General features: G+C 72.9%; 8 protein-coding genes and 1 pseudogene. 8 read left to right on the top strand and 1 reads right to left on the bottom strand.

Annotated features, from left to right (window positions below):
* Window positions 1-113 precede the first annotated feature (113 nt).
* The 6 genes and pseudogenes from ACFWEP_RS22250 (at window position 114) to ACFWEP_RS22225 (ending at window position 8,561) form a co-directional block, all read left to right on the top strand.
* Window positions 114-1,331, top strand: coding sequence for an isochorismate synthase (locus ACFWEP_RS22250; protein ID WP_387372109.1), 1,218 nt, complete (start codon window positions 114-116; stop codon window positions 1,329-1,331).
* Window positions 1,328-2,977: pseudogene (locus ACFWEP_RS22245) on the top strand ((2,3-dihydroxybenzoyl)adenylate synthase); the annotation flags it as partial. The gene ACFWEP_RS22250 and the pseudogene ACFWEP_RS22245, both read left to right, overlap by 4 nt.
* A 21-nt stretch (window positions 2,978-2,998) precedes the next feature.
* The gene (locus ACFWEP_RS22240) at window positions 2,999-3,631 is read left to right on the top strand and encodes an isochorismatase family protein (protein ID WP_387372111.1); all 633 of its coding nucleotides are present in this window, start codon (window positions 2,999-3,001) and stop codon (window positions 3,629-3,631) included.
* Between the two features lie 4 nt (window positions 3,632-3,635).
* On the top strand, window positions 3,636-3,863 hold the full coding sequence (locus tag ACFWEP_RS22235) for a phosphopantetheine-binding protein (protein WP_387372107.1): 228 nt from the start codon (window positions 3,636-3,638) through the stop codon (window positions 3,861-3,863).
* Complete coding sequence (locus ACFWEP_RS22230; RefSeq protein WP_387372105.1) at window positions 3,860-7,807, top strand: amino acid adenylation domain-containing protein; 3,948 nt, start codon at window positions 3,860-3,862, stop codon at window positions 7,805-7,807. Before ACFWEP_RS22235 ends, ACFWEP_RS22230 begins: the two co-directional genes overlap by 4 nt.
* A gap of 43 nt (window positions 7,808-7,850) precedes the next feature.
* Entirely contained in the window at window positions 7,851-8,561 is a 711-nt protein-coding gene (locus ACFWEP_RS22225) for a 4'-phosphopantetheinyl transferase family protein (RefSeq protein WP_387372103.1), read from the top strand.
* A gap of 133 nt (window positions 8,562-8,694) precedes the next feature.
* On the opposite strand, the gene fes is transcribed toward ACFWEP_RS22225, so the two are convergent.
* Window positions 8,695-9,957, bottom strand: a complete 1,263-nt coding sequence (fes, locus tag ACFWEP_RS22220) for an enterochelin esterase (protein ID WP_387372101.1) — start codon at window positions 9,955-9,957, stop codon at window positions 8,695-8,697.
* 212 nt (window positions 9,958-10,169) lie between these two features.
* Here fes and ACFWEP_RS22215 point away from each other — a divergent pair, with 212 nt between their 5' ends.
* Together ACFWEP_RS22215 and ACFWEP_RS22210 are read left to right on the top strand one after the other, a co-directional pair.
* A complete protein-coding gene (locus ACFWEP_RS22215; RefSeq protein WP_387372099.1) occupies window positions 10,170-12,002 on the top strand; it encodes a hypothetical protein in 1,833 nt (610 codons plus the stop codon).
* A 256-nt stretch (window positions 12,003-12,258) separates the two neighbouring features.
* The gene (locus ACFWEP_RS22210) at window positions 12,259-13,311 is read left to right on the top strand and encodes a YncE family protein (protein WP_387372097.1); all 1,053 of its coding nucleotides are present in this window, start codon (window positions 12,259-12,261) and stop codon (window positions 13,309-13,311) included.
* The last annotated feature ends 44 nt before the right edge of the window (window positions 13,312-13,355 follow it).

Raw genomic sequence — 13,355 nt, 5'->3', positions numbered from 1 at the left:
GGGCCGTGATCCCGGCCGCGAGCCGCCGGACACCGCCCGGCCCCCGCGCCGTCCCCCTGTCTCACCGCCCTGCCGCCGACCGTGGCAGGCTCCCTCCACCGCAGGAGACACCCATGTCCCTCTCCGTGCACGAATCCCCCTCGGCCGCCCCCGGCCTCACCGACCCCGCCCCCGTCACTCCGGGTGCGGCGACAGCGCTGCTCGACGCCTACCGCCCCGGCACCGACCGGTTCGTGGCCTCGCCGACGTGCACCCTGCTGGGCCGCGGCGTACTCGCCGAAGTGCCGCACGGTACGGAGCCGGTGGAGGAGCGCGTACGCGGCGTACTGCACGCCCGGCGGCGGGCCGGGGACCCCGCGCCCGTCGTCGTCGGGTCCATACCCTTCGACGCGGACGCACCCGCCGCGCTGGTCGTCCCGGAGTCCGTGGAGTGGGCGCCCGCGCTGCGCAGGGACCCGCTGGTCGCCCTGCCCGCTCCCCCGGCCGAGGACGGCAACTCCTGGCAGGTGCGCGAGATCCCGGCCGCCGCGGAGTACGCGGAAGCCGTCGCCTCCGCCGTACGCCGCATGCGGGCCGGGGAGTTCGCCAAGGTGGTGCTCGCCCGCACCCTGGAGCTGACCGCGCCCGACGAGCCCGATCTGCCCGCGATGCTGAGCCGGCTAGCCCGCCGCGACCCCGGTGGCTACACCTTCGCGGTGCCCACGGGGCCCGGCCGCACCCTGATCGGGGCGAGCCCCGAACTCCTGGTGGCCCGGCAGGAGGGGCGGCTCGTCGCCAACCCGCTGGCCGGTTCCGCACCGCGCAGTCCCGACCTGGCCGAGGACGTCCGGCGGGCCGCCGCTCTGCTGGAATCCCCCAAGGACCTGCACGAACACGCCGTGGTGGTGGCCGCCGTACGCGAGGCCCTCGCCCCGTTCTGCACCCGCCTCGACGTGCCCGAGCGCCCCACCCTCGTACGGACCGCCACCATGTGGCACCTGTCGACCACACTGACCGGCGATCTGGTGGACCCGGACACCACCGCGCTGCGGCTCGCCGCGGCGCTGCACCCGACACCGGCCGTGTGCGGCACGCCCACCCCGGCCGCCCGCGCCGTCATCGCCGAGTCCGAGCCCTTCGACCGGGGTGCCTACACCGGCATGGTCGGGTGGCAGGACGCGGACGGCGACGGCGAGTGGGTCGTCACCATCCGCTGCGCCGAGGCCGAGGGCCGCTCGCTGCGCCTGTTCGCCGGGGCCGGCGTCGTGGCGGACTCCTCGCCCGAGGCGGAGACCGCCGAGACCGGCGCGAAGTTCCGTACCTTCCTGAACGCCGTGGGGGCCCAGCTGTGACGGCCACCGAGCACGAACCGCTCACCCCGGGAAGCCCGGACGCGCCGACCTGGCCCGCCGAGTTCGCCGCGCGCTACCGCGCCGCCGGCTACTGGCGCGGTGAGACCTTCGGTGACTTCCTGCGCGAACGCGCCGGTGCGCACCCCGACCGGACGGCCCTGGTGGACCCGGCGCCGGCGCGCCGCACCTGGACCTACCGGGAACTCGACGAGAGCGCCGACCGGCTGGCCGCCGGGTTCGCGGCCCGCGGGATCACCAAGGGCGACCGCGTCGTCCTCCAGCTCCCGAACATCGGCGAGTTCATCGAGGTGGTCTTCGCTCTCTTCCGGATCGGCGCGCTGCCCGTGTACGCCCTGCCCGCGCACCGGGAGACCGAGGTCGAGCACTTCTGCGCGTTCACCGAGGCCGTCGCGTACGTGATACCGGACCGGCATGCGGGTTACGACTACCGCGAACTCGCCACCCATGTGCGGAAGCTGACCTCCAGTCTGCGTGAGGTCTTCGTGGTGGGCGATCCGGGCGAGCACACCGCGCTCTCCGACGTGCCGATGGATCCCGCCGCACCGGTCGAGAGTCCTCGCTCGCACGAACTCGCCTTCCTCCAGCTCTCCGGTGGGACCACCGGTGTCTCCAAGCTGATCCCCCGCACCCACGACGACTACCTCTACTCGCTGTGGGGGTCCAACGAGATCTGTGGGGTCGACGAGGACACCAGATTCCTCGTGGTCCTGCCGGCCGCACACAACTTCCCGATGAGTTCGCCCGGTTGGCTGGGCGTGCTGTACGCGGGCGGCACCGTCGTGCTGAGCCCCCGCCCCGACCCGGCGACGGCCTTCCCGCTCATCGAGCGGGAGCGGATCACCATGACCGGCATGGTGCCCCCGCTCGCCCTGGTGTGGACGGACGCGGCTCCGGCGGCCGAGGAGGACCTGTCCAGCTTGGAACTGGTCCTGGTCGGCGGCGCCAAGTACAGCGAGGAGGCCGCCCGTCGGCTGGAACCCGCGCTCGGCTGCCGGCTGATGCAGGTCTTCGGCATGGCCGAGGGGCTGGTCAACTACACGCGGCTGGACGACGACGACGAGACGATCGTCTCCACACAGGGCCGCCCGATCTCCGCCGACGACGAGGTCCGCGTCGTGGACGACGCCGACGAGGACGTCGCCGAGGGCGAGTTCGGCCACCTGCTCACCCGGGGGCCGTACACGATCCGCGGCTACTGGCGCGCCCCCGACCACAACGCACGGGCCTTCACCGAGGACGGCTTCTACCGGACCGGCGACATCGTGCGCCGCACCCCCACCGGCCACCTCGTGGTCGAGGGCCGGGCGAAGGACCAGATCAACCGGGGCGGCGAGAAGATCGCCCCGGAAGAGGTCGAGAACATCATCCTGGCCCACCCGGCCGTCCACGACGTCTCGGTCGTCGCCGTCCCCGACCCGTACCTCGGCGAACGCTCCCTCGCCCACGTCATCCTCCGCGAGGGCGCCGGACCACTGAAGTCCGTCGAGATCAAGCGGTTCGTCCGCGCGCGCGGCATCGCCGCGTACAAGGTCCCCGATCTGGTCGAGTTCGTCGACGCGTTCCCGCAGACGGGGATCGGCAAGGTCAGCAAGAAGAGCCAGCGGTCCGCCGCACCGGCTCGGCACCACGAGGAAAGGCCCGCTCCCATGGCACTGCCCGCCATCGCCCCCTACCCACTGCCCACGGCAAAGGAACTGCCCGCCAACCGGGTGGCGTGGACGGTCGACCCGTCCCGTGCGGTGCTGCTCGTCCACGACCTGCAGAACCACTTCCTGAAGGCGTTCCCGGCCGGCGAGCAGCCGTTGACCGGCATGCTGGACAACACGGCCCTGGTGCTGGGCAAGTGCCGCGAACTGGGCGTCCCGGTGGTGCACTCGGCACAGCGCGGCGGCCAGACCCCCGAGGAGCGCGGTCTGCAACTCGACTTCTGGGGACCCGGGGTGGCGGACGACCCGGCGGCGCTGTCCGGGCCGGAGCGGACGGCGCCCGTCGAGGGCGAGAGCGTCATCACCAAGTGGAAGTACAGCGCCTTCGTGCGCACCGAACTGGAGGCGCTTCTGCGGGAGCAGGGCCGCGACCAGCTGATCGTGGTCGGCGTGTACGCGCACATCGGCGTGCTGATGAGCGCGGCGGACGCGTGGCAGCGTGACATCCAGGCGTTCGTGGTCGCGGACGCGGTCGCCGACTTCTCCCGGGAGGACCACGACATGGCGCTGCGGTACACGGCCGGCCGCTGCGCCGTGGTGACCACCACCGACGCTCTCTTCCAGGAGGTCTGAGCCGATGTCCCTCACCCTTGAGCTGATCCGCGCGGACATCGCCGACTCCCTCGGCGAGGACCCGGAGGACATCCCGGTCGACGAGAACCTCGTGGACTACGGGCTGGACTCGGTACGCATCATGGCGCTCCTGGAGCGCTGGCGCCGCGAACACGGAGTGCGGGCCGCCTTCGCGGATCTCGCCGAACAGCCCGCGGTCCAGGCGTGGCTGCCGCTGCTGGTGGCCTCATGAGCGCCCCGGCGACGGACCTCGACGCCCCGCGCGCCGAATCTGCGGAGTCGGACACCGAAGTGCCGGACACGGTACTGCCGTTGACCGCCGCCCAGTCGGGCATGTGGTACGCCCAGGCCCTCGACCCGCTGAGCCCGGCGCTCAACACCGCGGAGTGCGTGGAGATCGAGGGCCCCGTCGACCCGGAGCTCTTCGCAGGCGCGCTGCGCCAGGTGGTCTCCGAGGCCGACGCGCTGCGCATCCGGGTGGAGGACTGTCCCGAAGGGCCCCGGCAGCGCGTCCGCGCCGAAGTCCGGCTTCCCCTGCACACAGCGGACCTGCGGGCGGGGAAGGACCCGGACGAGGCCGCCGGGGCGTGGATGCGGGAGGATCTCGCCCGCGCCTGCGACCTGGCGCGGGGCCCGGTGTTCGGGCACGCCCTCTTCCGCGTGGGCGAGGAGCGGTGGCTGTGGTACCAGCGCATCCACCACCTCGCCATGGACGGTTTCGGCTACTCCCTGCTCGTGCGCCGCACCGCCGAGGTGTACAGCGCGCTGGCCGCCGGCCAGGCGCCCGCGCCGACGCCGTTCCGTCCGCTGGCCGAACTCGTCGCGCAGGACGCCGAGTACCGCGCCTCCGAGGCCCACCCGGCCGACCGGGCCCACTGGAGCGAGGCGTTCGCCGACCGCCCCGAGGCACCCCAGCTGGCGGGGCGCGGGGCACTGCCCTCGCGGACCTCGCTGCGCCGCACCGTGTCGCTGGAGCCGGAAACGACCGAGAGAATAGGGGAGTTGGCATCCCGGCTCCGGGCGACCTGGCCCGAGGTACTGATCGCCGCCCAGGCGCTCTACGCCTCCCGGGCCACGGGGCGCCCGGACGTCGTACTCGGGCTGCCCATGATGGGCCGCATGGGCTCGGTGGCGCTGCGGGTGCCGGGCATGGTGATGAACGTCCTGCCGCTGCGCCTGGAGGTCTCCCCCGAGGCGGACTTCGCGCACCTGGTGCGCCAGGTCGTCCTCAACATCCGTACGGTGCGCCGCCATCAGCGCTACCGCTACGAGGACATCCGCCGCGACCTCGGGCTGCTCGGCGAGAGTCGTGCCCTGGTCGGTCCGCTGGTGAACGTGATGCCCTTCGACTACGACGTGCGCTTCGCGGGCGCGCCGGTGCGGGCCCGCAACCTCTCGGCCGGGCAGGTGGAGGACCTCACGGTCAACGTCTACGACCGGGCCGACGGCCGCGGGCTGCTCGTCGACTACGACGCCAACCCCGCGCTCTACACCGAGGACGGCCTCGCCGCCCACCAGGACCGGTTCACCCACCTGGTCGACCGGCTCGCACACGCGGACCCGCATCTGCCGCTCGCCGCGCACACCATCGCCACGCCGGACGAAGTGGACCTGGTCAGGGACGAGTTCAACCGTACGGAGCGCGAGCTCCCGGCGACGAACCTGATCGGCCCGATCGAGGCGCAGGCCCGCAGGACCCCGGCCGCGACGGCCCTGGTGTACGGCGACGAGTCGCTCAGCTACGCGGAGCTCAACGCCCGCGCCAACCGGTTGGCCCGGCACCTGCGGACCCTCGGCGCCCGCCCGGACACGGTGGTGGCCCTCTCGGTCCCCCGGTCCGTCGAGCTGATCGTGACGCTGCTGGCGATCCTCAAGACGGGCGCCGCCTATCTGCCGCTCGACCCGGACTACCCGGAGCAGCGCCTGCTGGACATGCTCCAGGACGCGGCGCCGGTCTGCGCGGTCACCGACAGGGCGGGCAGGCTGCCGGACGGCGGCGCGACCCCTCTCGTCGTGCTGGACGGCCTCGACGTCTCGGCGCACCTGCCGACCGATCCGTGCCGCCCGCTCACCCCCTCCCATCCGGCGTACGTCATCTACACCTCGGGCTCCACCGGGCGCCCCAAGGGGGTCGTCGTCCCGCACGGGGCGATCGACAACCGGCTGCGATGGATGCAGGACACCTACCGACTGGCCGCCGGTGAACGGGTGTTGCAGAAGACACCGTCCTCGTTCGACGTTTCGGTGTGGGAGTTCTTCTGGCCGCTGCGCGAGGGTGCGACCCTGGTCGTCGCGGAGCCCGGCGGACACCGCGACCCGACGTACCTGGCCCGCCTGGTGCGCGAACAGGACGTCACCACACTGCACTTCGTGCCGTCCATGCTCCAGATCTTCCTCGCCGAGCCGGAGGCGGCGCGGTGCACCGGCCTCACCCGGGTGTTCTGCAGCGGCGAGGCACTGGCCCGCGAGACCGCGAACCTCTTCGCGGTCACGTTGCCGGGTGCCGGCCTGCACAACCTGTACGGCCCGACCGAGGCCGCGGTGGACGTCACCCACCACACCTGTGCGGCGGAGGGCAGCGGCCCGGTGCCCATCGGGCGCCCGGTGTGGAACACCCGGCTGTACGTCCTGGACGCGGCGCTCCAGCTCTGCCCGCCCGGAGTGCCCGGCGAACTCTTCCTCGCCGGGGCGCAGTTGGCCGACGGCTATCTCGACCGCCCCGAGCTGACGGCGGCCCGTTTCGTGGCCGACCCCTTCGGTCCTGCGAGCAGCCGCATGTACCGGACCGGCGACCTGGCACGGTGGACGCGGCAGGGCGAGGTGGAATACCTCGGCCGCACCGACCACCAGGTGAAGCTGCGCGGCCAGCGCATCGAACTCGGCGAGATCGAGGCGGCCCTGTCCGCGCGGCCCGGCGTCGAGGGTGCCTGCGCCCTCGTGCGCGAGGACGACGGCGGCGAACAGCGCCTCGTCGGCTACGTGCAGGGGCGGGCGGACCCGGCCGAGGTGCGGGCCGCGCTGGCGCGCGTACTGCCGGACCACATGGTGCCGGCGGCGGTGGTGGCCCTCGCGGCGTTCCCGCTCAGCCCGGCGGGCAAGCTGGACCGACGCGCCCTGCCCGCACCGGTGTTCACCGCCGGCAAGGGGGCGCGGCGCCCGTCCGGGGCCTTGGAGGAGCTGCTGACCCGGCTCTTCGCCGACGTTCTCGGCGTCGAAGGGGCCGGCCCCGACGACGCGTTCTTCGACCTCGGCGGGACCTCGCTGCTCGCGATGAGGCTGGTGGCCCGGGTGCGGGAGGAATGCGACACGGAGCTGACGATCGGCTCGCTCTTCGAGACGCCGACCCCGGCGGCCCTGGCGGCGCGGCTCGCAGGACCGGGCGCGGGCGCCGACGACGCGCTGGACGTCCTGCTGCCGCTGCGCGGTGGCGGTGACCGGCCCCCGGTCTTCGCGTTCCACCCGGCGGGCGGGATCGCCTGGTGCTACGCGGGCCTCTCGGCCCGGCTGGGCGCCGGACAGCCGCTGTACGCCGTCCAGGTGCGCGGGCTGACCGACGACGAGCCCCTCGCGGCGACACTGCGGGACCAGGCGGTCGACTACGCCGGGCGGCTGCGTACCGTCCAGCCCCACGGGCCGTACCGGCTGGTGGGCTGGTCGGTGGGCGGCGTACTCGCACAGGCCGTCGCGGTGCTGCTCCAGGAAGCGGGCGAGGAGGTCGAACTCCTGGCGCTGCTCGACGCGTTCCCGTCCGAGATGTGGCGCGCCCGCCCGGCTCCCGAGGAGGGCGACGCGCTCACGGCGGTGCTGCGGATGGCGGGCTTCGAGCGCACGGACGAGCAGACCCGCGCCGACGTGCTGGCCACCCTGCGCAGGGGCGGCAGTCCGCTCGCCGGACTCAGCGACCGCACGCTGTCCAGGATCGTGGACATCGTGCCGCACCACGCGCGGCTGATGCGCGAGCACCGGCACGACACCTACCGGGGCGACGTGCTGTTCTTCACGGCCGCGGCACCGAGGGCGGAGGACTGGCTCACCCGGGATGCCTGGCGGGCGCACGTGACGGGCGAGATCGTCAACCACGATCTCGACTGCACCCACGCACGGTTGCTCCAGGGAGATAACCTCGACACCGTCGCGACCGTCCTCGCGGCCCGGCTGAAGGAGCTCGACGGATGACCGACCCGACCGACCTGTCCGCCTTCGCCCGCGCGTCCGCCCGGTGGTGAATCCGACCGCCGAGGTACGGCCCTGGACGCCGGGAGACCGGCCTCCGGGGCCGTCCGCGCTGGACGGCGGGGACCCGCTGCTCTGGTCGGTGCGGCCCTGGGGTGAGGAACCCGCCGGACCGGTCGTCCTCGACGAGATGGAGCGGGGCCGGGCCGCGGCGTTCCGGCGCCCCCAGGACCGGGCGATGTACCTGGCCTCCCACACGGCGTTGCGCGTGCTGCTGGGCGGAGTCCTGGCACTCCCGCCCGCCGGGGTGACGCTGGTCCGGCTGGCGTGCCCGGGGTGCGGCGCCCTCCACGGCCGGCCGGCGGTGGCGGGTCCCGCGGGCGGACGGGTGCACTTCTCGCTGTCGCACACCGACGGTCTGGCGCTGGTGGCGCTGGCCGTCCGGCCGGTCGGTGTGGACGTCGAGCGGCTTCCTTCTGCAGCGACGGCCATGGACGTGTCGACGGCCCTGCACCCCGCCGAGCGGGCGGAGTTGGAACGCTTGGCGGCGACGGAACGGCCGGCCGCGTTCGCACGGTGCTGGACCCGCAAGGAGGCGTACCTCAAAGGCACCGGCGAGGGGCTCGCGGGTGAGGCGCTGGGCGGCGCCTACCTGGGGACGGGACCGTCCCCGGGGGCGCAGCCCGACGGCTGGACCGTCGTCGACGTCGAGGTACCGGCCGGCTTCGCCGCGGCGTGCGCGGTGGCGGCGGCATAGGCGGTACGGCGCCGGAGACGCGCACGCGCGTCCGGCCCGCCCACCGGGCCGGACGACGGGCCGGACGACAGGCCTCGGACGCCGGCTCGGGCGCCCGGGGCGGCGGCCGCTCCCTGCGCGGGACCGCGTCGGTTCAGACCCCGGGCCCCAGTAGCCCGGTCAGCCCGTCCGCCATCTCCGCACGCCACCACAGGTAGTCGTGGCCGCCGTTGAACTCGCGGTAGCGGTAGTCGTACCCGGCCTCTTCGAGGACGTCCCGCAGTCGCCGTGCGGCGGGCAGCGCCACCCATTCCTGCTCACCGAAGGAGAGCCGGAACCGCACCGGGCGGCGCGAGGCGGCGGCGATCCGGCCGGTGAGCCACTCCGGTTCCGGCCCGTCCGGCCACCAGTAGGAGGCGGACTGGACCAGGACGTTGCCGAATCGGTGCGGGGCCGTCAGTGCCGTGTACGTCGCCGACAGGCCGCCCAGGCTCTGCCCGGCGATCACGGTACGCGCGGGGTCTTCCGTGAGCGGCAGGAGCCGCGCGGACCACGGGAGCAACTCGTCGGTGAGGAAGCCCGCATGGGCGGGACGGCAGGCGAGGTCCCGCCAACGCGACCCGGAATCGGCGGAGTCGACGAGAATCGCCGCCATCGGCGGGACACGGCCGTCCGCGACGAGGTTGTCGAGGAGGTTCGCGAGCCCCAGCGGCCGCCAGTGCTCTCCGTCCAGCAGCACCAGCACGGGGAGTTCGCCGTGACTGCCGCCGCCGGCAGGGGCCGGAGGTTCGTACAGCCAGATCCGGCGCTCCTCCCCGAGGTGCTCACTGGGGACGCCGTGCTCGGTCACCGTGCCCCGGGGCACGCCGGACCGGGGCTCCCAGTCCGAGGGCGCCCGGGACTCCCTGATCTCCGCCCAGGACACCGGCTCACCGCCCCAGCGGCGCGGCAGAAGGCGGGAGTTGAACGGATCGGAGCGACGCCGTGTCCGCAGCCACTGCCAGTAGCCGACCCCGCCGGCCTCGGGGCCGTCGCCCTCGTCCACGTAGAAATCGTAGGTACCGCGCCAGTCGTGGCGCAGCCGGAACGTACGGTGCCAGAGATCGGTGCCGGGAAGACGCTCCATCAGGTTCCCCTCGGGGGCCCGTGGGTCGCCGAGCTTGTTGGGCATGACCTGGACCGCCCGGGTCGATTCCGTGCCACGCCACAGGAAGGTGACGGCCGCGTGGTCGGGACCGCCTTGTGGATCGGGGGCGATCAGCGGCGTCCCCCGCTCGCGCACCCGCTCCCAGAACTCCTCGACCTCGTCCGGTTCCGGCAGCTCGACGCCTGGCGCCGCGAGGAACGGAACCGCGTCGGGGCGTGCCGTCCTGGGCGGGTGGAGGGGAGCCCCTTCGGGCGGTGCGGACGCGAACATGCGGGCGGACTCCGAAGAACGACGACAAGTAAGGTTTACCTTACCTTCCACCCGTCGACACGCGGGTCCCGCCCGCACCCCTCCGGGCACCCACACCCCTCCCCTGAGGTTGGTTAGGCTAACCTAACCAATCGTTGGCGTCATCCTGCCGAACCGGCCAGTGGACGCCGCCTCTCTCCCATGCACTTTTTCTTGCCCGCCAGGAGCACGCCATGAGCGCAGACAGACCTTTCCGTTCCTCCATATCGCCGCTGCGCGGTCCCCGCAGCCGGGTCGCGAAGGTGGCCGCGCTCACCGCCGGGGCGACGCTGGGCCTCGGCGTGCTGTCGATGCCGCTCGCGGTGGCCAGTGAGGATTCCTCGGCGGCCGGAACGGTGGCATCCGCCGCTGACGAGGCGTCGGCCCCCGCCGTCACCCTGGGAACGACCTCGGTGAAGCCGGGCGGCGACGTGTCGTTCACCGCGACGGGCTTCCCCGCCGACAGCAAGGTCAGCGTCAAGCTCGACGACGCCACACTCCTCGCCCAGTTCACCAGCGGCTCCGACGGCAGCGTCACCGGCACCGTCACCGTCCCCGCCGACACCACCCCCGGCACCGACCACTGGCTCCGCTTCCTCGCCACCGGAACCAGCGTCAAGAGCGCCGGACTCACCGTCACCGCGGCCACCACCACGCCCGAGCCGGCCGTTCCCAAGTTCCAGCTCGGCACGACCAAGGTGGCCGCGGGCGGCACCGTGTCCTTCGCGCTGTCCGGTTTCGTCCAGGGCCAGGACATCACGGTCAAGCTCGACGACCAGACGATCCTCAAGCAGTGGACCGCCGCCGTGAAGGCGGACGGCACGTTCTCCGGCACGGTGACCGTCCCGGCCTCGACCGGCGCCGGCGCGCACTGGCTACGCGTCCTCGCCCCCGAGCCCTCCACCAGCCTGAAGGCCGATTTCACCGTCACCTCTTCGTCCTCCACCGGCGGTTCGAGCAGCGGCGGCACCACGGGAGGCGGCTCGACCGGCGGTTCCACCGGCGGCGGTTCCACAGGCGGCGGCTCCACCGGCGGTACGGGCACGGGAGGCACCGGTACCGGCGGCACCGGCGGCACGGGCGGCTCGACCACCGGGGGCACCGGCTCGTCTTCCGCCACCTCGGCCACCATCACCGCGGGTTCGAGCGTCGCCGCGGGCGGCAAGGTGTCCTTCCGCCTGACGGGCTTCCCCGCCGGCCAGCAGATCACCGTGAAGTTCGACGACAGCGAGATCATCGGTCAGTGGTCGGGCGGCATCGCGGCGGACGGCTCGTTCTCGGGCACGGTCACCGTCCCGGCGACCGCGGCCAAGGGCGCGCACTGGCTGCGCTTCCTCGCACCCAACCCGTCCACCAGCATGAAGGCCGATTTCACCGTCACCTCCGGCGCGGACGCCTCGGCGACGACCGGCGGCACGGGCGGCACCGGGGCGACGGCGGGCACCGGCTCCACCACCGCGGACGGTCCGGCCGCGGTGATCCCCGCCGCCACGGGCGCGCCCGCCAGCGCCGCCAACGCGAGCGGAGCGAAGGCCGAGATCACCGCCAGCGAGGTACAGCCCGGCGGGAAGCTCCACTTCAAGGTCACCACGTTCCCGGCCTCGCAGGTGGTCACCATCAAGCTCGACGACGACGCCATCCTCGGACAGTGGGACATCGACGCCGAAGGATCCTTCGAGGGAGACGTGGAGATCCCGGCCGAGGTGACCCCCGGGGCGCACTGGCTGCGCTTCCTCGCCCCGAACCCCTCCACGACGCTCAAGGTCGACTTCACCGTCTTGGCCGCCGACGCCACGGCAGCCTCCTCGTCCACGTCCTCGGACACGGCTGCGATCACCACCGACGAGGCCGTCAACGCCGCCTCGGTCCAGAGCGTCGGCGATGACGTCTCGTACGCGACGATCGCCTGGGCGGCCGGAGCGGCAGCCGTCGGAGGCGCCGTCGGAGCGGCAGGAGCCACGACGTTCATCCTGCGCCGCCGCAAGCCGCAGCAGGCGCAGGCTCAGGCTCAGGGCGAATCCGCCTGACGGATCGGCACCACGAGCTCGCAGCCAAGGGGTCGCCCCCATCGGCCGGCTTGAGCAACTCCTCCTCCACCCCGGGGCGTTGTGCGCACCTTCGCGTACAACGCCCCGCGGCGCATACGCCCCCTAGGGGGTTCACCCACCCCTCGGACTGTGACTCAAGCCACTCCAGAACTCGCGCAACTTAGGTAAGGCTAAGCTAACCTAGTGATCAACGCCTCGCCACAAGAGGCGCACCAGTCAAGGAGATTGACGCAGCATGACGTCTGTTACCCGCCGCTCCATCAGCACCGCCATCGTCCTCGCCGTGGGCGGTTCGCTGGCCCTGGCCGGCACGGCGACCGCCAGCGCCACGGGACACAAGGGCGGATCCGCCTCCACCATCACGTCCGCCTCGCTGGCGACGGGCCTGTACCAGTCCTCGTACTCCGAGCGGAACCACGTGCTGTGGGCGACCACCGCCGTGGGCCGGCCGCCGGTCACCAACTCCAGCCTGCTGAAGGTGGACCCGCGCACCCTGAAGGTCGAGAAGACCATCGTGCCGCCGGTCACCGACGCGGCGACCGGCGCGGTCGAGGCGGTCTACGGTGTCGCGGTGGACGACGAGCACAACACCGTCTGGACGACCAACACCCGCAACAACACCGTCTCGGTCTACAGCCAGAAGACCGGCGCGCACCTCGCCACGCTGACCGACGTCGCGCACGGCCGTGACATCGTCGTCGACGAGAAGCACGACACGGTGTGGGCGAGCAGCTTCGCCGGTGCGAGCCTGGTCGCGTTCGACTCCAAGACCCTCAAGGAGAAGGGCCGGGTCACCATCGAGGGCTCCAGCCCGACCGGCCTCACGCTGAACGAGAAGACCGGCACGGTCTACACCGCCGACCTGAACAACGACCGGGTCATCGAGGTCGCCCCGCACAAGGCGCCGCGCTTCATCCCCGCCGGTGACGGCGCGATCTCGGTCGCCCTGTCCGCCAACGGCAAGACCGCGTACACCGCGAACCAGACCGCCGGCACCCTCTCGGTCATCGACCTGAAGAAGGGCGCCGTCACGTCGACCGTCGCCACCGGCAACGGTCCGCTGGCCGTCGCCACCGACAAGAAGTCGGGCCGCGTGGTGGTCGTCAACCGTACCGACGCCAACGTGACGGTCGTCGACCCGAAGAAGGGCGCCGTCGTCGAGACCCTCGCCACGGGCGCCAACCCGAACCACGTCACGGTCGCCGACGGTGTCGCGTACGTCGTGGACAAGTCCGGCTCGGGCACGGACGGCAAGGACCTGATCCACCGCATCGTCCTGGGTCACTGACCCCCGGGTCCCGCACCGGCCGCACGCCCGGCCGGAATCGCACG

This window comes from Streptomyces sp. NPDC060198 (assembly GCF_042728415.1).
Taxonomy (GTDB): domain Bacteria; phylum Actinomycetota; class Actinomycetes; order Streptomycetales; family Streptomycetaceae; genus Streptomyces.
The sequence above is the reverse complement of the archived record's forward strand: the minus strand, read 5'-3'. Positions and strand labels throughout refer to the sequence as shown.

Excerpts from the sequence above, each read along its gene's own strand:
- ACFWEP_RS22250 (WP_387372109.1), top strand. The coding sequence starts at position 114 with ATGTCCCTCTCCGTGCACGAATCCCCCTCGGCCGCCCCCGGCCTCACC.
- ACFWEP_RS22240 (WP_387372111.1), top strand. The coding sequence starts at position 2,999 with ATGGCACTGCCCGCCATCGCCCCCTACCCACTGCCCACGGCAAAGGAA.
- ACFWEP_RS22235 (WP_387372107.1), top strand. The coding sequence starts at position 3,636 with ATGTCCCTCACCCTTGAGCTGATCCGCGCGGACATCGCCGACTCCCTC.
- ACFWEP_RS22230 (WP_387372105.1), top strand. The coding sequence starts at position 3,860 with ATGAGCGCCCCGGCGACGGACCTCGACGCCCCGCGCGCCGAATCTGCG.
- fes (WP_387372101.1), bottom strand. The coding sequence starts at position 9,957 with ATGTTCGCGTCCGCACCGCCCGAAGGGGCTCCCCTCCACCCGCCCAGG.
- ACFWEP_RS22215 (WP_387372099.1), top strand. The coding sequence starts at position 10,170 with ATGAGCGCAGACAGACCTTTCCGTTCCTCCATATCGCCGCTGCGCGGT.
- ACFWEP_RS22210 (WP_387372097.1), top strand. The coding sequence starts at position 12,259 with ATGACGTCTGTTACCCGCCGCTCCATCAGCACCGCCATCGTCCTCGCC.